We start from the raw sequence: 24969 nt of genomic DNA, 5'->3' as shown, positions 1-24969 counted from the left end.
GCTGCGAATCGATCGAGGCGCGGCTTTGTTATTTCGTCTTCTTCCGCTTTTCGGAATTGGTGATCTCCTCGAGCTCGGCGGCGTCGATTTCTTCCACGACTTCCAGTTCTCCCACCGTGCCTTTGCCCCATCCGAGCTGGGTCTTGGTCTTGGCGAGGTCGTCGAGGTTGGTGCCGAGGTGTGGCACGGCGGCGCGGCTCAAGGAGGGAACGGCGTCGATGAAGTTGGTTCCAGGCGAGCGCAGGCTGAAGCGGGTGACGAACTGCACCTCCTTTTGCTTTTCCTTGAAGAGCTTCTGCCAGTCGTAAGCGATGAGCACGATGAAGTAGCGCTCCTCTTCGAGGAGGCTCATGTAATCTTGGTAGTCGGAGGGCAGGGTGCCCTTTTTGTTGAGGGCCTTGTCGATGCCGGTGAGTATGGCGTTTTCCCGCGTTTTGGAATAGCTTCGCACGGTGCTCAGGTCGCTGCTGTAGCTATCGGACGAGCTGTCCAGGCTTTCGCCCTCTTCGGAGAAGTCGCCTCCACTGCTGTCGCCCGACTCGTCGCCCGGGAAGAGCTCGTCCCAATCCTCTTCCACCTCCGTCACGCCCCAATGCACTACGATGACGAGGTCGCCTTCTTCGGTGGAAGGAGCCGGGAAGAAATTCTGCTCTTCCATGTCTGAGGCAAGCGTTTCGACGATGTCCTGCAGCGTGTAGTTCTCGAGGCTCTTGTCGCGAATCGCTCCGCCGTAGAACTTGCCCTCGGCGAAATGGTAGGTCATGGGGATGGGTCCCTCGTCGCCCATGCGTCGCTCCACGAATTCCGGGCTGGCCCAGGCGTTGGTGATCACTCGCGCGTTTTTGCGGGAGAAGAGTTGAGCATGAGCTGTCGACGCGGCAAAGAGCGCCAGCAGGAGCGCCGGTATCCAGAATTTGGGCATGGTTGGGGGGGGAGTTTTTAATCTGTTAGACGACTCGAAACCCAGCCTCCAGAACGTCCTCGGAAGAACTGCCGACTTGGACAACGAAATCGCCGTTTTCAACCTTTCGTACCATATCGGCTCCGGTGCAAGCCAGCATTTCGGGGGTGATCTCGAAGGTGACGGTTTTCGTTTCGCCCGGCTGGAGCTCGATTTTACGGAAGGCCTTGAGCTCCTTGAGCGGACGTACGACCGAGCCAATGGGATCTTGGATGTAGAGCTGAACGACTTCCTTGCCGGCGAGGGAGCCCGTATTCGTGAGCTTGATACTGGCCGTCAGGGATGCCCCGTTTTCGATCTGGTCGCGCGAGAGCTGGAGGTTCTCGTAGTGGAAACGGGTGTAGCTCAGTCCGAAGCCGAAGGGATACAGCGGGCCGTTTTCCATGAACATGTAGCCCTTCTTATAGTTTATCTTCTTCTGGCTGTAGTGGAAGGGCAACTGCCCGATGGTGCGCGGTACCGTGCAAGGGAGCTTGCCGGAAGGAACCGATTGTCCGAAGAGGGTCATAGCGATGGCGGTGTCGCCTTGTTCGCCGGGATCCCAGGCGTCGATAATGGCGTCGGCTTCGGCTGCGAGCTCGTTTATGGCGAGGGTCCGGCGATGCTTGAGCACCACGATGACCGGTTTGCCGAGGGCCTTGAGGCGGTGGAACAGCTCCACCTGCGAGCCGAGCAAATCGATGGAGGCGCGATCGCCGATCGCGAAGTCGAAGAAGGCTTCCTTGGAAGTGAATTCGTCGCCGCCCACGAAGAGCACGGTGGCGTCGGCTTGGGAGGCGGTTTGCACCGCTCGTTCCAAGCCCTCGGCGCACTGTTCGGGCGTGAGCAGGTCGGGATAGTTGATTTCTCCGTTGGTGAGGGAAAAGCCCTTTTCGGCGCGGAAGGTGACGGAGGGACCCGCGGCGGCTTGGAACTGGGCGAGGGTTTGCGCTTTGAGGAGCGGGCCAACCAACGCCACCGTGGACGTTTTTTCGGGACTGAGCGGCAGGACTCCGTTTTCGTTTTTAAGGAGAATCAAAGAGTCGAGGTCGGACTCCAACGCGAGGGCAAGAGAGGCTGGGCTTCGGTTGATTTCGGGGGCAGCTTTTTCGTCGACGTAGGGATTGTCGAAGAGCCCGAGGCGGAATTTGGCGCGTAGCACGTTTCCGGCAGCCTGGTCGATGAGCGGGATGATGTCGGGGAACTTCTCGGCCAGCTGCGGCAAGCGCACGTAGCAGTCCTCGTTGTAGAGATCCACGTTCATGCCGGCCCGAAGGCCGAGCAGGGCGGCCTCGTCCTCGTTTTCGGCGACCGCCATGAAGTAGAAGAGGCGGCCAATGTCGTTGGCGTCGGAAACGGTGTATCCGTCGAAGCCCCATTGCTCGCGTAGGATCTCGGTGAGCAGGTGGTGGTTGCCGTGGCAGGCGATGCCGTTGAGGTCTCCATGCGATGCCATGATGCCCAGGGTGTGGGCTCTCTGCACGGCTGCTTTGAAGGGAGGCAGGATCTGGTCGACGAGGTCGCGTTCGGAGATCTGAACGGAGGCGAAGTTGCGTCCGCCCTCCACCTGGCCGTAGCCGGCGAAGTGCTTGGTGACAGCCCCGATGTGGGTGGAGGCGAGTCCTTGGCCGTTGCCCTGAACGCCTTTGACGGCGGCAACCACCATTTCGGTGACCAGATGGGTGTCCTCTCCAAAGGCTTCGCTCATGCGGCCGAAACGGGGATCGCGAATCAGGTCTGCTTCGGGCGAGTGGCACATGTGCATGCCGCGGGATCGGGCTTCGCGCCCGACCTGGTCCCAAACCCGTTCCACGAGATCCGGGTTCCAGCTAGCTGCGAGATTGATGGGACGGCTAAAGTCAGTGGTGCCGGCGGCGTCGACTCCGTTGTAGGATTCCGTCACGAACATGCCCGGGATTCCATGCCGGCTGTTCTCCACGAGGTACTTTTGCAAGAGATTGTTGATACGGGCAGCTTGCTCGGGCGGAAGGTGTTCCCCCGGGTTTTTGATGCCGGCGATGCCGTGCTTCACTTGCTGCTTGAAGTGCTCGCTGAGCACAAGTTCGCCTGCCTCGTCGAGGGAGACTCCGAGCTGGGCGTGCACGATGCGCATTTGCCCGACTTTTTCTTCGACGCTCATCTTGGCGAGCAAGGCGTTTACGCGCTGCTCGATCGGGTCCGCGCTAGCGGAGCTGTCGAGGTTCGTGAGGGTGGCTTGAGCTAAGTGAGTGTCCATCTACGGTAAGTATGACTAGGAGGAGAGGGTCCGGGCTCCGCGGGGCGGAACGGGACTTCCTAGAGTCGAAGGGATCGGAGGGACCCTCAAAGCGGGCGAGTCCCTAACAGTAGGATTCGCTTCGATAGGGGCGGGCGGGGGGCGACCGGCTGCGGGGCCGCGAAACGAATTGCTAATTGTAGGAAAATGGTTTGACGGCTTGCGGAGAGCGAGGGCGGCTGGGTAGTGTCTCCCCATCCTGTATACCTCGGCATGCTCTGATTTGCGTCTAAGGCCTGCCACAAACTCCGTATGAACCCCCAGAAAGGCAGTCCCAAGGCCGCGAAGCAGCGCGTGACGATCCGAGACATTGCAGACGAAGTCGGCCTGCATTTCACCACGGTGGCTCGGGCGTTGAAGGATTCGGACCTCGTGAAGCCGGACACCGCCAAGTTGGTGAAGGAGGCCGCCGGGCGGCTCGGTTACCAGGCGGATCCGTTTGTGTCGGCGTTCTGCAGTTACCGGAGCAGTCACTTGAAGCAGGGGTACCGAGGGAACCTGAGCTGGATCAACGGATTCCATACCCCGGACTTTTTCGAGGTGGAGGCGAAGGGCTACTATCGCGAGTGTTACGAAGGGGCGAAGGAACGTTGTGAAGAGTTGGGCTACAAGCTGGTCCCTTTTTGGTTCGGGGAGCCGGGGATGTCGGCAAAGCGCGCTTCGCAAATCATCCATAGCCGGGGAGAGGCAGGTTTGATCGTAGCGCCCATGCCGCCCAGTATCGATAAGTTGGATATGAGGTGGGATTCGTTTTGCTCGGTGCGTATCGGCTATTCCGTGCCGGAAGTCCCTCTGACGAACGTTGTTTCGGACCATTTCGCCAACATGAAGTTGCTTTGCGACAAGCTGGAGTCTCTCGGCTTTGGGCGCATTGGTTTCGCGAGCAAGAAGTGGATCGACGATCGGGTGGAGAACAAATGGTCGGGAGCCTACCAACTCAGGCGCTACGGGGCGGACGGTTCCCGTTATCTTCCCCTCTTCTTGAGCCAGGACGAAGACGACTTTCACGCGTTCGAATCTTGGATGCATCGCAACAAGCCCGAAGTGATCATCCTTGCCGGCATGACATCCTACCCAGAGTACCTGAAGGGCATGGGCCTGTCGGTTCCGGAGGACGTGAAGCTGGCTTTCGTGTCCTTGGAGCACGACCAAGTAGGAAACTATGCAGGGATCGACCAGGAGGCTAAAGTCGTAGGAGCGGTCGCGGTCGACCTGCTCGCTGGTATCGTGCGTCGTTCGCAAGTCGGCTTGGACAGCGCGCCCAAGACCATCATGACCCCTGGCTTTTGGAGGGATGGCGCGAGTTGCTCGCGCCCTGCAGACCTCGGCTCCGTATCAAGCTAGGCAGTCGCTCTCGCGCCTCGAACTCTTTCTTAACCTTATCTCTATGTTGATGAAATCTACCACGCGTCTTCTCGTAATGATGTCACTACTTTGCGCCACTAGCTTGTTCGCTCGAACGCAGGCTCCGTACGAACTCCGTTGTGAACTGCTGAAAGGCGATGTTCTCGGTTCGATCGTCGATCCGACGCCGCACTTCGCGTGGATCGTGCCAGTGGAGAAGGAGGGCGGACGTCAAACGAGTTACCAAGTTCAGGTCGCAAAAGCGGCGGACGGCTTCGGCAGGGGAAAGTCTCCGGTATGGGACTCGGGTTCTGAGCAATCCTCAGCGTCATTGGGAGTTGAATACGCTGGCGAGCCCTTGCAAGCGCTTGAAGCCTACGAGTGGAGGGTTCGCGTGGGAGTTGAAGGAGGCGAGCTCGGTCACTGGTCCAGGCCGCAGCGTTTCACCATGGCGGCGGAGCTTGCGGACGCTCCGTCGCGGCATCCGACGGAGGCGACCCCTGTGGCCCCCAAGTCGATTGTCGAGCTGGAGCCAGGCCGCTACTTGTTGGACTTCGGCAAGGTGGCTTTCGGCTTCATGGAGTTGGACCTCGTCGCTTCGAAGGCCGGCGAGCTGACGGTTCACTTCGGCGAACGCGGGAGCCCGGAGGGCGTCCTGAGGGAGTTGCCGGAGAAATCGAGCGTGCGCTACTATGAAGTTTCGCTGGCTGTGAGCGAGGGAAACGGCGTCTACGGGGTTCATCCGCCCAAGAACCTTCGCAACACCAAGCCGGTCGCCATCGCGATACCGGGCCGCTTCGGAACCATCGCTCCTTTCCGTTACGTGGAAATCGAGACCAATGGGATCGAGCTCGGCAAGTTGGAGGCGAAGCAGCTCGCGATACATTATCCATGGGATGAATACGCGTCCTCGTTTCGCTCATCCAACGAAGACCTCAACGCTCTCTGGGAACTTTGCAAGTACAGCATGAAGGCGACGAGTTTCGCGGGAACTTACGTTGACGGCGACCGGGAACGCATTCCTTACGAAGCGGACACTTATATCAACATGCTCTCCCATTATGCGGTAGATAGCGAGTATTCGCTCGGGCGCTACACGCACGAGTATTTGATGGACTTCGAGACGTGGCCGACGGAGTGGAAGCAGCACTCCGTTATGATGGCCGGTATCGACTTTATGTATACGGGCGATATCGCTTCCATTCGCCGCGTTTACGAGCGGCTAAAAAAGGAGAAAACTCTGGAAGAGCGGGCGCGCGAGGACGGTTTGCTAGTGGGTTATCCTTACCCGAACCACGGTCAGCGTCCCGGCAGGTCGGCGGATATCGTCGATTGGCCTCCGGTAGAGCGCGACAACTATGTCTTTAACGAGATCAACACGGTGGTGAACGCGTTTCACTACTTGAACCTATTGCAGATGGCCGAGATAGCGGAGGCCTTGGGAAAGGCGGACGAGGCGCTCGACTACCGTTCAAGGGCGAAACGTTTCTACGTGACCTTCAACGAGACGCTGTTCAACGAGGAAACGGGACTCTACGTCGATGGGGAAGGGACCGAGCACTCTGCCTTTCACGCGAACCTCTTTCCGCTGGCATTTGGACTTGTTCCGGAGGCGCGCTACGAGAGCGTGGCGGATTTCATCGTATCCAAGGACTTGGCCTGCAGCGTCTACGCGGCTCAGTACCTCTTGGAAGCCCTCTACGCTGGAGGTCGCGAGGACGCCGCCTTGCGGCTGATGACCATGAAGGGAATTCGCAGTTGGCAGAACATGCTGGCGGTGGGATCGACCATCACGCTGGAAGCTTGGGACGATTCGTTTAAGCCGAACCAGGATTGGAATCACGCTTGGGGCGCGGCGCCCGGCAACGCGATTGCCCGCTTCATGTTAGGAGTGCGTCCGCTCACTCCCGGTTTCGCGAAGATGTTGATCGCGCCGCGTCCCGGATCCTTGGAATTCGTGGAAGGGCGGGTCCCGACCATTCGCGGACCCGTCGATGTATCGGTGAAGCAAGTACGAGGCGAGTCTATGGAAGTCGTTTTGCGGATTCCTGGAAATACGGAGCCGGTGGTTTCGCTCAAGCTTCCGGAGGGGCAACGATTAGGAAGGGCCCTCGTGAATGGAAAGCCCGCCGACTACGAAGAGGAGGGCGGTATCGTGACTTTCGAGGGAATCGCCAGTGGAGCGTATCGGATTCGGCTCGACTATGAATAGCGGACTTTCCAGTCGGCCAATTCTGACTGTATGGAACTTTCCTTGGTGTAAATCCGTAATCGGGTCGTCTTTCATACAGTTAGATTTGCTTGTCCGGTGATTCTTTCGCTAAAAGCTGTCTTGTTTTTCCCATTGTTCCCAAACCCCACCGCCTCTGGCCCTGCCTATGTATACCGACAATTCCTCTAAATCGGTCGATGCCTCCCGCAACGACTCCGCTGTAAACGAATACGAACGCCAGCCGGTTCCCAAGAAGGCGCACAAGGGAGCGGGCAAGTTCTGGGGCATGTATGCGGGCGAGCACGCGGCCGGCACGGAGTTCATGATCGGCCCGCTTTTCCTGCTCAACGGGGTGACCCTGCAGAACGTGTTTCTCGGTCTCCTGCTAGGCAACCTGCTGGCGGTTTTGAGTTGGCGCTACGTGTGCACGCCCATCGCGACCAAGGCGCGTCTGACGCTCTATTTCCAGTTGGAGAAGATCGCAGGGGGCGGTTTGGTGAAGGTCTACAATTTGGCCAACGGCGTGCTGTTCTGCTTTTTGGCGGGAGCGATGGTGACCGTCTCCGCGACCGCGGTGGGAATTCCGTTCAACATGGACATGCCCGCCATGGAGGACGTTTTTCCCAACAGCGCCCTTTTTGTGGTGGTTGCCTTGTGCACGGGAGGCTTGATCGCGGTGGTCGCCACCTTGGGCTACGACTCGGTCGCCAAGTTCGCCAATATCGCGTCGCCGTGGATGGTTCTCGTCTTCGTTTCCTGCGGCATCGTCGCTTTCAAGCAGCTCGACGTTTCGAGTTGGGACGAGCTGAATACCTTGTGGACGGGTTCGATTGCGTTCGCCCAAGAGGGCAAGGAGAGCTCGGTCATGGGCTTCTGGAGCGTGGTATTCTTCAGTTGGCTCTGTAACGCCGCGATGCACATGGGAATGGCGGACCTTTCAGTCTTTCGTTTTGCCAAGAAACCAAGCTACGGTTGGGCGACCTCTGCCGGGATGTATGTCGGTCACTACGTGGCTTGGATTGCGGCCGCCTTCATGTTGGCCGCCCAGATTAAGCTGACCCAGAACGCCGACCCCCTCGCTGGCCCCATGGCGGAGCAAGTGACGGGATTGGCGGGCATCATCTGCGTGATCGTCGCGGGCTGGACCACGGCTAACCCAACCATCTATCGGGCGGGCTTGGCATTCCAAGCGATGGTGCCTTTCGTATCCCGCCGGGCGGCCACCTTGGCGGCTGGAGCCTTGGCGACCTTGTCTGGCATGTTCCCAGCCCTCGCATTCAAGCTGCTCGATTTCGTGGGGCTTTACGGAATGATCCTCGCTCCGATTGGAGCGATCATTTTCTTCAACTGGTACTTCCGCAGCCGTGGCGATGCGGTGACTTTGCACGAAAGGGCGTTCAAGGGCTCCTTCAACTTCGCGGTGCTTTTCGCTTGGTTGATCCCGATCGCGATCAGCCTCTACTTTATCCAAGTCAAAGGCGTTTCACCCTGGTTCTTCACCATGCCCTGCTGGATTGCCTGCGGCTGTCTCTACCTCCTGTTCAGCGTAAAGTCGAGGAGAGCCTAAGCTTCAACACGCTAACCGTTAACGCATACGAAAATGATTACAGTATTCAAAATTTTAGGACGTGTTGGACTTTTGCTAACCGTTTTGCCTTCTATCCTCTTTTTGTTCGACGCTATCGATCTCGATAGCGTGAAGCTTTACATGACAATTGGCATGGTCGCTTGGTTCGTGGGCTCGATTCTCGCGAGCCGCATCCTGCCAGCGGTCGAGGACGACGCCTCGTAGCGTCGCCAATCCGCGGCGTTTAGCTTCGCATCCACTTTCTCGCCGAGCTGAAAAGCGGCTCGGACTCGTTTCATAGTGCCCCCCCCCGCATGAACATCTCCCCCCTAGACCTCTCTATCGTTCTCTGTTATTTCGTATTCGTTTTCTGGATTACCGTGCGGGTCGGCCGCGGGGTAAAGGATTCGAACGACTACTTCCTGGCGGGCCGCTCCATGCGTTGGCCGATGATTGGAGCGTCCTTGTTCGCTACCAACATCTCGGCCGAGCAGTTTGTGGGGCAGGCTGGCTTGGCCATGGCGATGGGCGTAGCGGTCGCAAACTATCAAATGGCGGGAGTCTTCGGATTCTTGCTGATGGGAATCATCTTTTTGCCCATCTACATCCGTTTGGGAATCGTGACCACGCCGCAGTTCCTGAACATCCGCTATGGAAAGGAATCCTACCGATTCGTATCCATTTTCCAGATCCTCTTCTTGGCGATTAACGCGGTACCTGTTTCCCTCTATGCGGGAGGACGGGTCATGCAGGACTTGTTCGGTTGGGAGAGTCTGTTGCCGGGAGTGCTTATCCTGGCAGTGACGACTGGTTTGTACGCTGTTCTCGGGGGATTGCGAGCGGTCGTTATCACTGACTTTATCCAGATGTTCATCCTCCTCGCGGGAGGAATCATGGTACTGCTCTTCGGATTGAACGCGGTCGGTGGCTGGGACGTCTTTACGCAAAAGATCGAGGCCTACCAGGCGAGCGAGGGAGTTGACCTCTTTTCCATGGTGCGCTCAGCAGACGATCCTCAGATCCCTTGGACCGCGGTTGTGTTTGGATTGTCGATACACGCGCTCTACTATTGTTCGGTGAATCACGCAGTGGTGCAGCGCGCGATGGCGGCCAAGAGCATTCACCAAGCCCGCATGGGCGGCCTCTTTGCGGCCTTGCTCAAGTGTACCACCATTTTCCTTATCGTGATGCCGGGCGTGGTGGGGCTGATGCTCTTGAAGGACGGTTTTTTCGAGGTGCCTCCGGAGTCGCCGGACCAATTGTACGCATCCATGATCCGCTCGCTCTTGCCGGTGGGCATGGTGGGACTGACCTTGGCTGGCTTGGTGGCAGCCCTTATGAGTTCTGTGGATTCCTTCCTTTGCTCCGCTTCGAGCCTCATCACTCTCGACTGGTACAAGCCGATGCGCCCGCACGCGAGCGAGCGTGAAGTAGTGGTGGCGGGCCGCATCTTCGGTGTGGTTTTGATCGTGTCGGCGGTGATCTGGGCCCTTTGGGTCATTCCGAACTTCAAGTTCCTCTTCGACTACCTTGCCAAGTTCGCCTCCTACTCGGTCGGCGGGGTACTGGCTTGCTTCTTGGGCGGTTTGCTCTCCCCGATACCCAATCGTGTGGGAGGTTTCGTGACCTTGCTCTTCGGGACCACGGCCGGAGTGCTCATGTGGCTCTCGGTAGACAATGCCTGGTTCAGCGGGATCGTTGACGAACTTGGTTTCGACTTCATGCAGATGAACTTTCTGCATGCCGGGTTCTTCCTCACCGTTGCCAGCTTTCTCGTGCTCTTTGTCGTTTCGTTCGCGACGAAGGGGAAGGGGCAGGAAGGGTTTGCGGCCGCCCGTTCCCGGGTGCTGCTAGATATGGAAGCGACCCCGGCAGAGAATCGCCAATTCGCGGTTTGGGTGGGAATCGTCTGTGTTTTGTCAGTCGCGATCTACCTTTATTTCTGGTGATCCGTAGGGTTGCGCCTTGGCGCAGACCGCGTTGCAGGAGCTTGTTGGGGCTGCGCTGATTTGAGTTTGGGCAGAGCGGTCTGGAGCAAGCTCCAACCCTACGATCCTGCAATGTGGATTGCGAGTTGTTGCTGCAAGGGGTGGGTCGTCGGTATGGAAAAGGATCTCCGAACACGAAAGACGCAGCGGATGCATTTCGGAAGGGTGTCGATTCCTGGGGCTCGCTATTTTGTTACCCTCTGCGTTGCAGGAGCTTGTTAGGGGCTGCGCTGAATTGAGTTTGGGCAGAGCGGTCTGGAGCAAGCTCCAACCCTACGATCCTGCAATGTGGATTGCGAGTTGTTGCTGCAAGGGGTAGGTGAACGGTATGGAAAAGGATCTCCGAACACGAAAGACGCAGCGGATGCATTTCGGAAGGGTGTCGATGCCTGGGGCTCGCTATTTTGTTACCCTCTGCGTTGCAGGACGAAAGGAAACGCTAAGACAAAAGGCAGCGGCGGATACTTTGTTCAGGCAATTGGATAGGCTCCATGCGGACCAGGAGGTCGAGATGGCCTGCGCGGTTGTAATGCCTGACCACATGCATCTGCTCTTCCGCTTGGGCTCATCGCTGAGCTTGGGTAGAGTCGTTTCGAAGTTCAAGACGCTGACGAGGTCGGCAGCTCGATGGCAGAAAGACTTTTATGACCATCGACTGAGGGAAGACGAATCTGAAGAAGCCTATGGTTTTTACGTATTCATGAATCCGTACACGAAGGGCTTGCTTGCTCTGGACGAGCGTTGGGATTGTTGGCGGAGGTGGCGAGTTTCGCCCTATCGATTTGAAGCGCTGCTGGATCGGGACGGCGTGGTCCCGGAGAATTGGCTGAGGTTGGCGCGTTCTCAACCGTAGGGTTGCGCCTTGGCGCAGACCGCGTTGCAGGAGCTTGTTAGGGGCTGCGCTGATTTGAGTTTGGGCAGAGCGGCCTGGAGCAAGCTCCAACCCTACGATCCTGCATTGTGGATTGCGAGTCGTTGCTGCAAGGGGTAGGTGAACGGTATGGAAAAGGATCTCCGAACACGAAAGACGCAGCGGATGCATTTCGGAAGGGTGTCGATGCCTGGGGCTCGCTATTTTGTTACCCTCTGCGTTGCAGGAGCTTGATTAGGGCTGCGCTGATTTGAGTTTGGGCAGAGCGGTCTGGAGCAAGCTCCAACCCTACGATCCTGCATTGTGGATTGCGAGTCGTTGCTGGTGTTCTGCAACGGTTAGGTAGTCGAGTTGGATTGACTCAGTTTTGACTTCGCAGAATTGGAGGGTGATACCGTCATGAGGGACGAAGGCATCGATGCGGTAGTGGACTTCCGTTGCGTTGATCGGGATTGCCTCGCCGCAATGGTGGTGGCCGTTTGAGATTTTGATGGTTTGGGAATCGCTTGATTTGCTGAACCTGAGGATGACGTCGACGGACGGTGTCGAGATGTCTCTGATGTTTGGGTAGGAGACCTGGGCACCCCTTTCGATGGGGGCGATTGAAAGCCTCCCATCTGGATTCTCCACTTTTTGAATGCCGTTTCCGTCGCTGAAATTGGCTGCTGGTATTGGCTTTCCAGCTGTGTAGCGACCGACCGCTTCGGATGTTATTTCGATGGGCGCAATTTCGCCATTCTCTCGATAGTGCACGTAGCTGATCCAAGAACCTCGGTAGTAGCGGTTTCCGGAGAAGCTCATGTCGCAGTACATGAAATAGCTTTGGCCGTTCCAGTCGAAGAAGGAACCGTGACGCCCTTGCTGGGGGCCGTGGGGCCAGGTCTTTTCCGCGAAGGAGCTGTCCATGAGCTTTTCGTCGATCAAGCAACCTCTGTATTGGTAGGGACCATACAGGTTTTCAGAGGTCGCATAGAACGCTCCCCAGGACAGGTAGTACAGGTTTCCGTGTTTATGCAGGAAAGGTTTGTCGTCGGTTGTACCCTCTCCATAGGGTCCGCGAGGGTCGAGGATCTCGAGTTTGCGAGGCGTTTCGGCGAGGCCGCTCATGTCCCCTTCGAGGCGAGCGATGTAGTAGTCCCAAACGCCGAAAACGATGTAGGTCGTACCATCATCTTCCTGCAGGAAGCCAGGATCGTAAACGTGGGTAGGGGCGGAATCGTGAGGGATCCAAGCTTCACCGATGGGATCGGTCCACGGACCGGTGGGAGAGGGGGCGGATACCAGGCCGATTTCGTGCTTGTCCGTGGACTTATCGACAGCGGAGAAGCACCAATAGTAGATGCCGTTCTTGTAGATTGAGTCGCCCGCCCAGCAGCCTTTGAACGGCGCTCCGATGTAGGTATCCTCTGGAGACAGCGTCGCTTCGTACTGCCAATTGACCAAGTCCTTGGAACTCCAAACTTGCCAGTCAGGCATCACGAATTCGGTGTTTTCCGGATGCTCGTCATGGGATGCGTAAAGGTAGGCGGTGTCCTGATAGATGCGGACCTGGGGATCGGTTACGCCGTACCCTTGCAACCGCTCGAGGGTGATGGGGAGAGTCGGAGTGGAGTTCATCATTGCTGCGGCCTAGCGTAGCAAGCTGAAGCGAAAGGGTGAAAGGTCTCTAACGGGAATAATTGTAGGATTCCGTTGTATGGTTTCGAATTCTACCCGTTTACGCTTTCGTCTTAAGCGTTTCTCAACTCACTCCAAGGCGTGAAGCCTAGAACCTGGTCGCGAAGTAGGAGCGGTCATTTTTGGGAAGCTTTCTCGTGTTCTGCTCTTCGTTGAGAAAAATAGATTCAAAAAGTGGATACGAAAAGGTTCTTCGCGACCGTGCCGAGGGACGGTGTTCGAGGGTTTGGCTTTATGCGTAAATGCTTGTGTGAAATACTACAATTAGCAGGGGCGTGGAATTGAGAAAATTTGGCGGCTGTAAACTATCCTAACATCTTTCCCAATCGTACGTCTCGACTCATTCGTACTTTAAGCCCCCACCCCGACGCACGCCGCGTCGCTACCCCTTCTATCCAGCTTTCGCTGCCGTATCGCGGATGCTGTTTTACCTTTGGAAGGTTTTCTCGTGGCGGAGTGTTAAAACCTAAAACCTGCAAACTAGATTATGACCATCAATAGCAAGCAAACCAGCAAGCTGCTCGGTGTTTCTCTCCTCGCTTCGTTGGCTCCTGTCGCATCCTTTGCCCAGGACGCGTCCGAGGAAGAGATTTTCGAGCTTTCGCCTTTCACCGTCGATGCTTCGAAGGACGAAGGCTACCGCGCGGGATCGACTATCTCCGGAAGTCGGCTGAACACTGAACTCAAGGATGTGGCGGCGTCGGTAACGGTGCTAACCAACGCCTTCATGGACGATCTCGGTTCCACCGACCTCGCGACGGCCCTTTCGATGGTCGCCGGAACCGAGACCGACATCACCACGGACGATACTTCCCCAAGCCTTAGCCAAGGCTATCTCGGCGGCGACTTTGGCGATCGCAACACGCGGGAGAATTCGGTGCGGGTGCGTGGGTTGGGACGCGCTTCAACGTCGGCCAACTTCATAGAGGTGCGGGGATCGGTTGATCGCTACAATATCGAGCGTGCCGAGTTCCTGCGCGGGCCGAACTCCATCCTGTTCGGCCTCGCTCAACCAGCAGGCCTCATGAACTACACGACGAAGCGCGCCCACCTCGGGCGTGACCTGAACGAGGTCCAGTTCAACCTCGACAATTTCGGAACGGCTCGCGGCGTATTCGACTTCAGTCGAGTCATCAAGGAGGACGTTCTCGCCATTCGGGCCGTCTTCAAGAATTCGAAGACGCAGTACCGCGTGAAGACGGCCTATCAAGACGACGACAGGATCTTTCTCACGACGACGTACAAGCCCTTCGAAAGCACTACCATCACTGCTTTCTACGAAGAGCAGGAGTCGGACGGACGGAGACCGAACTATCGTCTTCCCACCGACTACGTTTCCGGCTGGTTGGAGCTTTGGAACCAAGCCCATGCGGATGGCTGGAGCGAGGAGCAGATCGCCAACAACTTCTATTGGGACCCCTACAACACTCGCGTTTCCAACGGCGAGGCGCCTCGTTCTCCTGACATCGAGCTCATTTCTCGCCTGACGGGGGAACCCTTTAATCCTGAACTGAGAGACGACATCGACGGGCGCGACAAGGCCTTGACCGCCTACTACGACAGCGCCGATTGGTGGAATCCGATGGATGGGTTCTACACGCGGCACGGGACGGTGACTGCCTCTGGCAGCCAGCCTACAAATAGCTCTGCGGAGCGAGCTCGCATGGAGATGCACCGTTCGGCGGACCCCTATGAAGACGATCGTGGATACGCAGATCCGCAAGCGATCGACGAGGGGATCTTTCCATGGAAGGAATATGAAATCAGCGCCCTCCCTGGAAACCTGAGAGAGAACACGAACGAGAAGGTGCACTTCAATCTCGAGCAGCGGATTACCGACAAGTTCTACGTTTCCGCGACGTATCAGAAAGAAGACTACTCGCAGGAGCAGATCTTCGGTCCGATTGCTCAGCAGAACAGCATCGCTATCGACATCAATACAACCTTGCCGGACGGCCGCGTGAACAAGAACTTCCTTCGTCCCATGATCGTAGGGCGTTCCTTCGCCCGCAACGAGTACGAGGACGCGGAGAGCCTGTTGGTGCAGGCCAACTACGACTTGGACTTCGTCGACATTTCCGATCGACTCGCTTGGTTGGGCAAACACCGAATCACCGGTTTCTTCTCCGAGAACACGGAGAATACCAACTCCTATCGCTACGGATTGCTGGGCGAACAAACGCCCGGGGTCCTGGGGAGAGGTGGCTTCGATTCGTCGAAGCACATGTATCCAACTTTCTATGTCGGCGATCCAGTGCAACCCGGCGATACTTCCCTGCGTCTGACAGGATTCCCCGCGAGCACGAACCCCTATCGCGGCAAAGCGGCTCCTTACTGGTACTATGACAATATCGAAAGCTCCTTCGGCACTTGGCAATTTGCCCCGAACGATCTTCGCATTGTAGACTACATTCAGGACAACAGCCCGGAGCGCACGACCATCGAAGCTCAAGGCTATGGCGCGTCGCTTCAGAGTTACTTGTGGCAAGATCGCATCGTTGCCACGCTGGGTTGGAGAGAGGACTCCGTGGATACCTACGGATGGCTTTGGGACCGGGACAACGGCGTGACGGACGGAAGCCAGCGCGAGCACTTCGAGCATCCGGGCGATCCTACGGTTTCGATCACCGAACCGACCATGACCAAGGGCATCGTATTCCACGCGACCAACTGGTTACGAGTGTTCGCCAACGAATCGGAGAATTTCGACCTGACCACTCCGCGGACCGACAATTTCTTTCGCCCGATTTCCCCACAGAGCGGAAAGGTCGAGGAGTACGGTCTCGGTTTGATGCTGATGGAAAACAAGCTGGACCTTCGCTTCACCGCCTACGAAACCCGCCAAGCGGGTCAGAGCGTACCCACCTCCATTGCCAGAAATCGTTTGCCCGGTTTCGAGGATCGCCTGTTCGATGCCCTTAGCGAATCGGGACGCATCGACGAGTGGCAGGCAGTTGTCGGCTGGGATGGCGACGGTCCTGTGCTTGCAGGCGGTTCCCAGACGGCTCAAGTCGGCGAGGATGGGGGACCGGTTTTCGATGCGGACGGAGAGCGGCAGTATGACTACTTTGGCGAGTACGACGCTCCCAACGATGTTGCGGCCACGCAAGATTCCGTATCGGAAGGATGGGAAACCTCGGTGACCTTCAACCCGACCAAGAACTGGCGCTTCATGGCGAGCTTCAGCAAGCTCGAAAACGCCGTGGCGAATCGCCAATCGGAGGTGCTCGAGTACATCCGATACCGTACTCCCTACTGGCAACAGTTTTTCCAGGAGGGGCTTCATCGAAACGGCGACACTGACGCCACGGTTTACGAAGATGGCGATTCGATCCCGAGCGACGATACCTTGCTGAGTCAAATTTTCCTCGATTCGATGGGTAACGAGTTGCTCGAAGACCTGGAGGCCGAGGGTGTCTCGAATGTAGGGATTTCCAAATACAACGCCCGTTTGACGGCGAACTACCGCTTCCACGACGGGCGCTTCAAGGGCGTTTCGCTGGGCACGAACCTCCGCTGGGAAAGCGGTAAGGTCCTCGGCAACGAATTGAAGCAGGTGGACACAACCTTAGGCGGCGTAAATACGCCAACCATGATCGCGGACCCAGACAACGCCTTGCGCGGCGACTCCCACGTGACCGGCGGGGTTATGGCGAACTACCGAAAGAAGATCTTCAACGATCGGGTGGATTGGAGAATCCAGCTCAACGTGAACAACCTCTTCCGCCAGGGCGACGATCTCCGCGTGATTCGCCTCAATCCAGACGGTAGCGCCGTTTTCGGTATCAACGATCCAATTACCTATCAGCTGACGAACACGTTTAAGTTCTAGCCGCCGCTTTTAGCCACAGCCCCCATCTTTCGCGAGGTGGGGGCTTTTTTGGGGTTCATCACCATAAGCAGTGGATTTGCTGCTTTACCTGTAGGGCCGCTAAACACTCGCGACGTGCCGCAGATCCCTATCCTAGAACATCCTTCATTGCGGCGTGGCGCCTTTCGGCTTCGCTCAAGATCCATGACGAGCGACAGCCCTACGTTCGAGAGCGTCTCCCCGCAAAATGGTGATAACCCTTTTTTAAGGTTCATCCGGAACGGGTAGTCCGCTCCTGCTTGCTCGAATAGCGACGCATGGGGAGCTCCGGTCGCCCCTTAGGAGACGATCCCCTATGAGCTTTTAAAGGTAGTGCCGTCCTTCCACTTGCCGCTTACCGTCACGACTTTCGGGTGCGTTTCCAGTCCCACTTTGAAACGATGAATGATGGCGACGAGATGGTCTACGGATGCGGTGCCCACTATCTCTCCGTTTTGCATGATGCCGGCAAGGTTCTCGTCGTAGCTGTCCGCATGAAGGCAAGCGATGCTGAGTTGTTCGGGAATTCGATAACCTGCCGCCTCCAGGCAATCGGAATAGCGCCGTCCGCCTCCGCAAATCAAGGCGTCGGGTTTCTCTGCTTCCATCCAACTCAGGAACTCGCTCTTGTCGTTGTTGCGATCGATGAAGGGATGGAGTTGCTCCATTTGCGGATAGTGCTGCTGGCTTGCCAGGTAGCTGCCGGACCAGTGGTTGTTGGTGCGGTCGTCGAGCGCTTGCGGACAGGCGAAGCCGATGCGCCGATAGCCTGCGTCTTTGAAGCGGTCGAAAAGCATGCGAGCATTCCCGAATTGGTCAGAGATGATGGTCGTCAGCTCCGAGCTTCGCAGGGAGTATCCGATACGCACGGAGCAAAACTTTTCCCAAAACAGGTCGAGCTCGTCGACGCCATGAGGCATGGGGCCCACGATCACGCCGGACGTTTTGCGGCTGTCCAGTATCTGCGAGGCGCGAGGAGCGCTCATGCCGGGCTCGGACATCCAGAAGGGCTCCAGCCGGTATCCAAGTTCTTGGCACCGCCTGCGGGCTCCGGCGAAACAATCCGTGTAGAAGCCGCGGCCCTTGGAAAAGAAATCCCTTTCGCCGAAGCCATTGATCCAAACTAAGGTTCCTTGGAAAGTTGGCTTGCTGCTGCGCGTCCGGTAGGCGGAGAGGGCGGAAAGCATGGGATCGGAGCGATAGCCCATTTGCTCGGCCGCGGCCCGTACCTTTTTCTTGGTTGCCTCCTTCACTCGAGGAGAATCGCGCAAGGCTTCCGCGACAGTGGTAAAATGCACGCCTATCTCCGCCGCGATGTCTCTCACAGTCACGCGACGGGCAACGTCAGAAGAGCTCTTTCCAGTTTGCTTGGTCATTTAACGGGGCGAATTTCGGGCGGGTTCAGGCAGCTAAGCGCGGTCGCGGCCCGTGCTCAATCCTCTTGAATGCTAATTGTAGGAAACTAGTTGGAATCGCTACTGCAGGGCAATCCTACAGTTATTGCTCTGGCTGGCTGGGAGCGGCCCTGACTTCAAGATTCCATGGGGCGATAAGCTGACCTATGTCCGAGAAGCGTAAAAACATCCTCTTCCTTTTCACTGACCAGTTCCGGGCTGACTGTATCGGGGCCCTTGGAAACTCCCAGATCAAGACTCCAAACCTCGACCGGCTTGTGCGTTCGGGGACAGCCTTTACTCGCTGCTACACTCCGAGTCCGGTGTGCGTAGCGGCGCGCCATGCTCTCACTTGTGGGGTGTCGCCCCACCAGACAGGGTGCGTGGACAACGTCGATATCGAGTGTCACCGTACCAGTTTCATGGATGAGCTGAACATGCTGGAATACCAGACGCATGGCGTGGGAAAAATGCACTTCGTGGAGGGAAAAGGGGATTGGGGCTTTCAGAGTCGCGACGTTTCCGAAGAGCTTGTGTATCCAGGCGTTCGAGACGACTACCGGGACTATCTTGCGAAAAATGGCTTCGAGCACGTGCTGGATCCTCACGGATTGCGCAGCGAATACTACTATCTGCCGCAACCGTCCCAATTGCCGGACAGGCATCACAACACGACCTGGGTGGCGGATCGTTCCATCGATTTCCTGCGAAACCGCGACAGGGATCGGCCGTTTTTCTTGTGGAGTAGTTTCATAAAGCCGCATCCCCCTTTTGAGACTCCCATTCCGTGGTCGCGAATATACAGCATGCACGAGATGGACGAACCGTATTTGCCGGATGGTTACGAGGAGCAGCAGAGCCTTTGGAATCGCGTGCAAAACCGTTACAAGTACCGTGACGGTGGATACGACCGGCACATCAGCCGCATGATTCGGGCAGCCTACTATGCCACGATATCGCACGTGGATTTCCATCTTGGGCGAATTCTGGACGCTCTGGGCGATGAAATCGAAAACACCTTGGTCGTCTTCTCTTCCGACCACGGGGAAATGCTGGGCGATTTCGGCTGTTACGGAAAGCGCTGCATGCTGGATGCTTCAGCTAGGATCCCTATGCTTGCCAGTTTGCCTGGCGTCATACCGGAAGGTGAAATCTGCGATAGGGCAGTGAGTCTCCTGGATTTGTATCCAACCTTTATTGACACTGCCGATCCTTTGATGAGCAAGACGAGCCTTGAAGGGACAAGCTTGGTGTCGACTCTTGAGGGCAACGAAGCAGAGCGAGTCGTATTTAGCCAATTTTCCCAGAATGGTTTGGGGTTGTATCTCGCCGCTGACTCGAAGTGGAAATACGTTTACAGCGCTGCGGATGAAAAGGAGTGGTTGTACCGGGGCAGCGAAGAGGAGATAAACTTGGCTGCAGATCCCGCTTTTTCCGGCGAACTGATTCGTTTGAGGGAGTCGCTCTTCGAGCGATTCAAGGGAGACGGATACGACGCTCCTTGGGATGGGGAGGGCTGGCGTCAGTTTCCCAAATGGGAGATGCCGGCTGCGAAAGACTACGGTTTGTTGCGGCAGGATCCGCCGGAGCTGCAGCAGGAGATTGCCGCCCTTGGCGTTTATGAGAGGCCAAGGCCCGATACCGCTAACATTCTCAAGGAGTTAGCCGACTTTTCCACGCAGAGCGGAGTTCGGAATCCGCGGTAAGCGATCTTGGCAAAGGCAGGTGTCTGCTTGAGACCCGCGTTCTCCCGCTTCGAGCGGTGGAAATGGGCCGGTACGAACGCTTGCCGAGGGTTGGCGATCGCCTCACCTGCAGCGCGGACCGGGTGGAACCGGTCCCTCCATTAGGACCCTTCCTAGCGATAGGCTTGGGCGAGGAGGGAAATGGGGTGGACGACTTGTTTGCCAAGCTTTCCTGTCTTGATTCCGTTTTGAAGCTGCAGGTGGCAGCCAGGATTTGCGGTCGCCACGACCGTTGCGTCCGTTTTGGCGAGCTGCTCCATTTTTCGATCGAGCTGACGCTGCGATTCCTCAGGTTGCGTGATATTGTAGATCCCCGCGCTTCCGCAACAGCGGTTGGCCTCGGGGAGCTCTTCGTATACGAGTCCCGGGATGAGCTTGAGCAGATTGCGTGGCTGTTGGCTGACTTTTTGGCCGTGGCAGAGGTGGCAAGAGTCATGGTAGGTGACTGATTGGCTGTGCACCTTTTTGGGGGGCGGGACCATTTCGATCTCAGCTAGGAATTCGTGGATATCCTTAAGCTTGGCATCCCAGAGCTTCGCCTTTTCTGCGTATTCAGGATCGTCGGACAGGAGGCGATGGTAGTGCTTCAAGTGAGAGCCGCAGCCTCCAGCGTTGGAGATGATGGCATCCAGGGAATCCAGGTCCTCGAACTGGTCGATGGTTTTGCGGGCGAGCTCTTTGGCGAGCTCAGGCGCTCCGTTGTGACCATGCAGCGAGCCGCAGCATGTTTGGTTTCGCGGGGTGACTACTTCGCAGCGATTGGCAAGGAGCACGTCGACGGTGTCGCGGTTGACGTTTGAAAATGCGAGGTCTTGTACGCAGCCGGTGAGGAACCCAACTTTGTATTTCCCTTCGATCGCCTTTTCCTGCTCTTTGATGAGCGTATCAGAGAAGTGATGACAGATCTTGGGAGTCATCGGTTCGAGCGCGGCAAGCTCCGGAGCGAGCCAATTGAGCAGCTTCGACTTACGCAGGGCCCGGTCTAGCCCTGACTGCTGGTAGAGGTAGATCAGTCTACCGGCAGCGCGCAGCAGTCTGGGGTAGCGGAAGAGCACCTTTAAGGTGAGCCAACGCCAGAAGCGGCGTTCGGGATGGTCAAGGACGCCTTTTTCTTCCACTTGCGCTCGAGCGCTCTCGAAGAGATGGGCATAGTCGACTCCTGCGGGACAGGCGGTGGTACAGGCTAGGCAACCGAGGCAGTAGTACATTTCCTCGCCAAAGGCTTCGGTGACCGTGAGTTCGTCGTCGGCGACGGCTCGCATAAGGGAAATGCGGCCACGGGGGCTGTTTTTCTCTTTTCCTGTAGTGGTGTAGGTAGGACAGGTCGGAAGGCACATGCCGCAGTGCATGCACTGCTGCAGGACGGAGTAGTCGAGCTCCTTGAGGAAGTTTTGGGCGGATTGCATCGGAAGTCTTTTTTGGGCCGCTCTCTTAGAGGTCGAAGAGTTTGCCCGGATTGAGCAGCTGCTCGGGGTCCAGGCTTCGCTTGATGCTTTGTAGGAGCGGGTAGGAGGCGTCGGCGAACTGGTCGGGCAGGTGCCCCTTTTTGGCGAGGCCGACTCCGTGTTCGCCGGTGATTGTCCCGCCCGCTGCGATGGTGTATTCAAAAATCTCGTGCATGGCCTTTTCCACGCGTTCGATCTCCTCGCCGTCGCGCTCGTTAGTGAGGAAGGTCGGATGCAGGTTTCCGTCGCCCATGTGCCCGAAGTTGGCAATCTTGAGTCCGTGCTTTTGAGCGACCGATTCGATGAAGCGCACGGTGGCGGCCAGCTTGCTGCGAGGGACTGTCACATCTTCTAGGATGGTGGTCGGGCGGATGCGGGCGAGGGCGGAAAATGCGGAGCGTCGGGCAGTGGCAAGTTGGACGGCTTCCTCGCTGTTGGCGGCGACGCGAAGGCTGAGCGCTCGGTTGCTCTGGGCGATGGCCTGCATCTTTTGCGCTTCCTCCTCGACTGCGGATGCGGGGCCGTCGCTCTCCATCAGGAGCAGGGCCTTGGCTTCGGTGGGCAGTCCGATCTTGGCGAAGTCTTCAACGCAGCGGATAGTGGTTTGATCCAGGAATTCCAGGGTGCAGGGAATGATCTTGGCCGCGATGATGTCGGAAACGGTCTGGGCCGCGTCTTCGATATCGTTGAAGGTGGCGAGGATGGTCTTGCGAGCTTCAGGGCGGGGCAGGAGCCGTAGCAGAACTTTGGTGACAATTCCGAGGGTGCCCTCGGAGCCGATGAAAAGGTCTTTCAACGAGTAGCCGGCGACGTCCTTGACGCACTTGTTGCCGAGCCAAGCGATGTCTCCGTTGGGCAGGACTACTTCCATTCCCATCACGTAGTTGCGGGTGACGCCGTACTTGAGTCCGCGGAGTCCGCCGGAGTTGTTGGCCACGTTTCCGCCGATGGTGGAAATTTTCATGGAGCCAGGGTCGGGAGGGTAGATGAGACCTTCGGCCGCGGCTGCGTCGTCGATGGCTTGGGTGATGGTGCCCGCCTCAGCGGTGAGCGTCAGGTTTTTCGTATCGATCTCGAGGATACGGTTCATTTTGACGAGACAGAGCACGATTCCGTTTTTGACAGGGATCGAACCCCCGGAAAGTCCGGTCCCCGAACCTCGCGTGACGATGGGAGTTTTTTCCTTATGAGCCAACTTGACGATAGCCGCGACTTCCTCGGTCGTTTCCGGAAACACGACCGCGTTGGCCTTTTCCTTGAGCATGGCGGTGCCGTCGAAACCGTAGGGAATGAGATCGACTGTCTCAGTGAGGATTTGGTCGGGACGGAGGAGGGCGCGAAGTTGGGCGATCATTCGAGGAGCGTGCGGTTAAGCCTTGGCAGATTGGGATTGGGCGGCGTCGATGTGGGCGCGCATCGCTCGTTTGGCGGCGGCGGCGTCAGAGCTTTCGATGGCCTGCAGAATGGAGGCGTGTTGCTTGAGCGATTTGTCGACGCCAACGGCAGCGAGGGTGAGGGTGCGGTTCTCTTTCTCGAGGTCGGCGACAGCGGAGAGCATCAATGCGAGGACTTGGTTGTTGGCGAGTTCTGCGATCGCCCGATGAAAGGCGATATCCAGTTCAACCTTTTCCTCGTAGGTGGGGGCGGCCTCCATTTTTTCGTGAAGGTCTCGCAGCGCCTTGGTTTGCCTGCGGTTGCTTTGGGCCTTGTCCGCGGCCCAAGCCGCAATTTGGGGTTCGACGAGGGCTCTGAGGTCTCCGAACTGGCGTATGCGGTCTGCGGCACTGGGAAGCTGTGTTTCCAGCAAGGCTTTGATGGGAGCGTTGGGGTGGTGGATCACTTTCACTCCGATGCCGTGTACCGGTTCGAGGTAACCTTGGATCTTCAGCTGCTTGATGGCTTCGCGCAAGAGGGGGCGGCTGATTTGCAGCTCCTGGGCGAGCTGTCGTTCGGGAGGCAGCCAATCGCGTTCCAAGCCCGAATACTTGCTCAGCAAGATTTCGGTAACGTCTTCGATGCGGTTTTTTTTGGCAGCTGCAGTCATGGTGTTGAGAGGGGGAGAGAAAAAGAAAGCGATAGAGGTCAGGTGAAAGGCGCGGGGAATTGATCAGGTCGGGCCTGAGTGAGGTGTCCGCAGCAGCAATGCCCATCGCCTTCCTTCCGGTTTCCGACTATCGAATCGTTGGCCAGTGGTCAGACCAGTATTAAAAGTGGTCAGACCACTGTAGCAAGAGGTCAGACCACTAGGTGCTTCGAGTCAACGCTGTTGTTGGGGCTGAATGGTGTTGGGGGAGTGTCTATTGAAACCTAGGAGCCTGCTCTGCGTAAGGCTGAGGCTTGCAGCGGATCGCGGTGCAAATCGGATTCGCAGCGCGACGCGGTCTCCAAGCCTGCAACTCGATCTGTTGGACAGTCTCTGAGGTAGGAAGGGGAGCGAGGGGGGGCAAAAAAGCCCCCCCTCAGGGGACGAGGGCTCTTCTACTTGATCAAGTTAAGGCCTCCAATACCTATAATTCGGAAGTGTTGCGTCGTATGCGACATGCGACATGTGACAGGACACGAGTGAGGTGGGAGCTAAGTTCTTTACATTGATTGCATCTTGTAGGAAGCGACCTTGCGTCGCGACTGGAGGCCCCGGTTGATCGCGACGCAAGGTCGCTTCCTACCAAAGAATTGCAGACCGGATTAATGTAAGGGACTGCAATGACACCCAAGGTCATCAAGGGGCGAACTGGGTGTTCTGGCGTTTCCGGTAGGCGGAGGCGGAGCAATTCATGACTTGGTTGAAGGCCCGCGAGAAGTAGTTGAGGCTGCTGAATCCGGTAGACCACGCGACTTCGGAAAGGTTGAGCTTGGGATCTTGCAGGAGTGTCGTGGCGTATTGGATACGTCGCCTTTTTAGGTATTGGTTGGGGGTGTCGCCCGTGTGCTGGCGGAAAAGGCGGGTGAAGTGGTCGGCGCTGCAGCCGAGCCGGTCTGCGAGGGATTGGATGGTGAGTTTGGGGTCGCTGATCTCGCTGCTGATGATGTCCTGGGCGCGGATGACGCGAATGTCGTAGGAGCGGTGGTAGGTGTCGCCTTCCTCCAGGATTTCCAGGACGATGGCGAAGAAGGCGCGCAGGAGTCCGTCGATGTGAAGCTGGGCGTTGGGGCTGGAGCGTGCGGTGAGATCGGAAATGCGATTGAGGTAGGTGAGGGCTTGTGCGGCGTGGGAGGTGATGTAGGTATCGCCGTAGGAAACCTCGGGGACGCCTCCGTCTTGGCAAAGCGACTCGAGAAAGCGGAGGTGGGTGTTCTCGAAGCAGATGACCAGGTTGCGGAAGGGAGCTTCGGCGGGAGAGCGTCCGATCTCGCCGTGCGGGAGGCCGGTGTGGATGAGGCAGGCTTCCTGTGGCTTGAGCTCGAAGGACGAGTCCGGGCAAGTGAAGACGTTCGACCCGCTGCATTGCAGGAAAACTTCGGGAGTGGGGTGGAAGTGCATGCCGGGGTGGCGGGTGCGCAGCTGCTGAAGGGGCGGCAAGTGAAAGCTGTGCTTGCCCGCCAGCAAGCGCTCGAGGTAGCCGGTGACCAATTGGCGCTGGAAGGCGTTTCTGTCTGCGAAATCGGAGTGCATCGATGTTTGTCGGATATGTGCTAGTCTTGTCGCTTTTATTGAAGCGAA

The 24969-nt window shown here is 57.4% G+C and carries 16 protein-coding genes; 8 read left to right on the top strand and 8 right to left on the bottom strand.

Annotated elements, in window-relative coordinates; translation table 11 throughout:
- Window positions 1-28 precede the first annotated feature (28 nt).
- Entirely contained in the window at window positions 29-922 is an 894-nt protein-coding gene (locus tag IEN85_RS14445) for a hypothetical protein (RefSeq protein WP_191617792.1), read from the bottom strand.
- 25 nt (window positions 923-947) lie between these two features.
- Complete coding sequence (locus IEN85_RS14440; protein WP_191617791.1) at window positions 948-3176, bottom strand: glycoside hydrolase family 3 N-terminal domain-containing protein; 2229 nt, start codon at window positions 3174-3176, stop codon at window positions 948-950.
- Between the two features lie 291 nt (window positions 3177-3467).
- Between IEN85_RS14440 and IEN85_RS14435 the strand changes: the two genes are divergently transcribed.
- The 6 genes from IEN85_RS14435 (at window position 3468) to IEN85_RS14410 (ending at window position 11179) form a co-directional block, all read left to right on the top strand.
- Window positions 3468-4559 carry a LacI family DNA-binding transcriptional regulator gene (locus IEN85_RS14435; RefSeq protein ID WP_191617790.1) on the top strand — a complete coding sequence of 364 codons (1092 nt, stop codon included), beginning with the start codon at window positions 3468-3470 and terminating at the stop codon, window positions 4557-4559.
- A 49-nt stretch (window positions 4560-4608) separates the two neighbouring features.
- Window positions 4609-6771, top strand: coding sequence for an alpha-L-rhamnosidase-related protein (locus tag IEN85_RS14430; protein ID WP_191617789.1), 2163 nt, complete (start codon window positions 4609-4611; stop codon window positions 6769-6771).
- 166 nt (window positions 6772-6937) lie between these two features.
- Window positions 6938-8338 (top strand): purine-cytosine permease family protein, encoded by a 1401-nt coding sequence (locus IEN85_RS14425; RefSeq protein WP_191617788.1) that lies wholly within the window; start codon window positions 6938-6940, stop codon window positions 8336-8338.
- A 33-nt stretch (window positions 8339-8371) separates the two neighbouring features.
- Window positions 8372-8563, top strand: a complete 192-nt coding sequence (locus tag IEN85_RS14420) for a hypothetical protein (RefSeq protein WP_191617787.1) — start codon at window positions 8372-8374, stop codon at window positions 8561-8563.
- An 89-nt stretch (window positions 8564-8652) separates the two neighbouring features.
- Window positions 8653-10287, top strand: a complete 1635-nt coding sequence (locus tag IEN85_RS14415; RefSeq protein ID WP_191617786.1) for an SLC5 family protein — start codon at window positions 8653-8655, stop codon at window positions 10285-10287.
- 367 nt (window positions 10288-10654) lie between these two features.
- A complete protein-coding gene (locus IEN85_RS14410) occupies window positions 10655-11179 on the top strand; it encodes a transposase (RefSeq protein ID WP_318186625.1) in 525 nt (174 codons plus the stop codon).
- 306 nt (window positions 11180-11485) lie between these two features.
- Here IEN85_RS14410 and IEN85_RS14405 read toward each other — a convergent pair whose 3' ends face one another.
- Window positions 11486-12817, bottom strand: coding sequence for a family 43 glycosylhydrolase (locus tag IEN85_RS14405; protein ID WP_191617784.1), 1332 nt, complete (start codon window positions 12815-12817; stop codon window positions 11486-11488).
- Between the two features lie 544 nt (window positions 12818-13361).
- On the opposite strand from IEN85_RS14405, the gene IEN85_RS14400 reads away from it, so the two are divergent.
- The gene (locus tag IEN85_RS14400; protein ID WP_191617783.1) at window positions 13362-16706 is read left to right on the top strand and encodes a TonB-dependent receptor plug domain-containing protein; all 3345 of its coding nucleotides are present in this window, start codon (window positions 13362-13364) and stop codon (window positions 16704-16706) included.
- A 332-nt stretch (window positions 16707-17038) separates the two neighbouring features.
- Here the strand turns inward: IEN85_RS14400 and IEN85_RS14395 are convergent, their stop codons facing one another.
- Window positions 17039-18100, bottom strand: coding sequence for a LacI family DNA-binding transcriptional regulator (locus tag IEN85_RS14395; RefSeq protein WP_191617782.1), 1062 nt, complete (start codon window positions 18098-18100; stop codon window positions 17039-17041).
- Between the two features lie 185 nt (window positions 18101-18285).
- Between IEN85_RS14395 and IEN85_RS14390 the strand changes: the two genes are divergently transcribed.
- Entirely contained in the window at window positions 18286-19824 is a 1539-nt protein-coding gene (locus IEN85_RS14390) for a sulfatase family protein (RefSeq protein ID WP_191617781.1), read from the top strand.
- Window positions 19825-19976: 152 nt separating this feature from the next.
- On the opposite strand, the gene IEN85_RS14385 is transcribed toward IEN85_RS14390, so the two are convergent.
- From IEN85_RS14385 to IEN85_RS14370, 4 genes are all read right to left on the bottom strand, one after another.
- Complete coding sequence (locus IEN85_RS14385; protein ID WP_191617780.1) at window positions 19977-21269, bottom strand: (Fe-S)-binding protein; 1293 nt, start codon at window positions 21267-21269, stop codon at window positions 19977-19979.
- Window positions 21270-21294: 25 nt separating this feature from the next.
- Window positions 21295-22662, bottom strand: a complete 1368-nt coding sequence (locus IEN85_RS14380; RefSeq protein ID WP_191617779.1) for an FAD-binding oxidoreductase — start codon at window positions 22660-22662, stop codon at window positions 21295-21297.
- Window positions 22663-22677: 15 nt separating this feature from the next.
- Window positions 22678-23352: a FadR/GntR family transcriptional regulator gene (locus tag IEN85_RS14375; protein ID WP_191617778.1), complete on the bottom strand. Its 675-nt coding sequence runs from the start codon at window positions 23350-23352 to the stop codon at window positions 22678-22680.
- A gap of 675 nt (window positions 23353-24027) precedes the next feature.
- On the bottom strand, window positions 24028-24921 hold the full coding sequence (locus IEN85_RS14370) for a helix-turn-helix transcriptional regulator (protein WP_191617777.1): 894 nt from the start codon (window positions 24919-24921) through the stop codon (window positions 24028-24030).
- Between the last annotated feature and the right edge of the window lie 48 nt (window positions 24922-24969).

Source organism: Pelagicoccus enzymogenes (assembly GCF_014803405.1).
Classification (GTDB): Bacteria; Verrucomicrobiota; Verrucomicrobiia; order Opitutales; family Opitutaceae; genus Pelagicoccus; species Pelagicoccus enzymogenes.
Note: the sequence above shows the minus strand (reverse complement) of the source record. Positions and strands in the feature narration are given on the sequence as shown.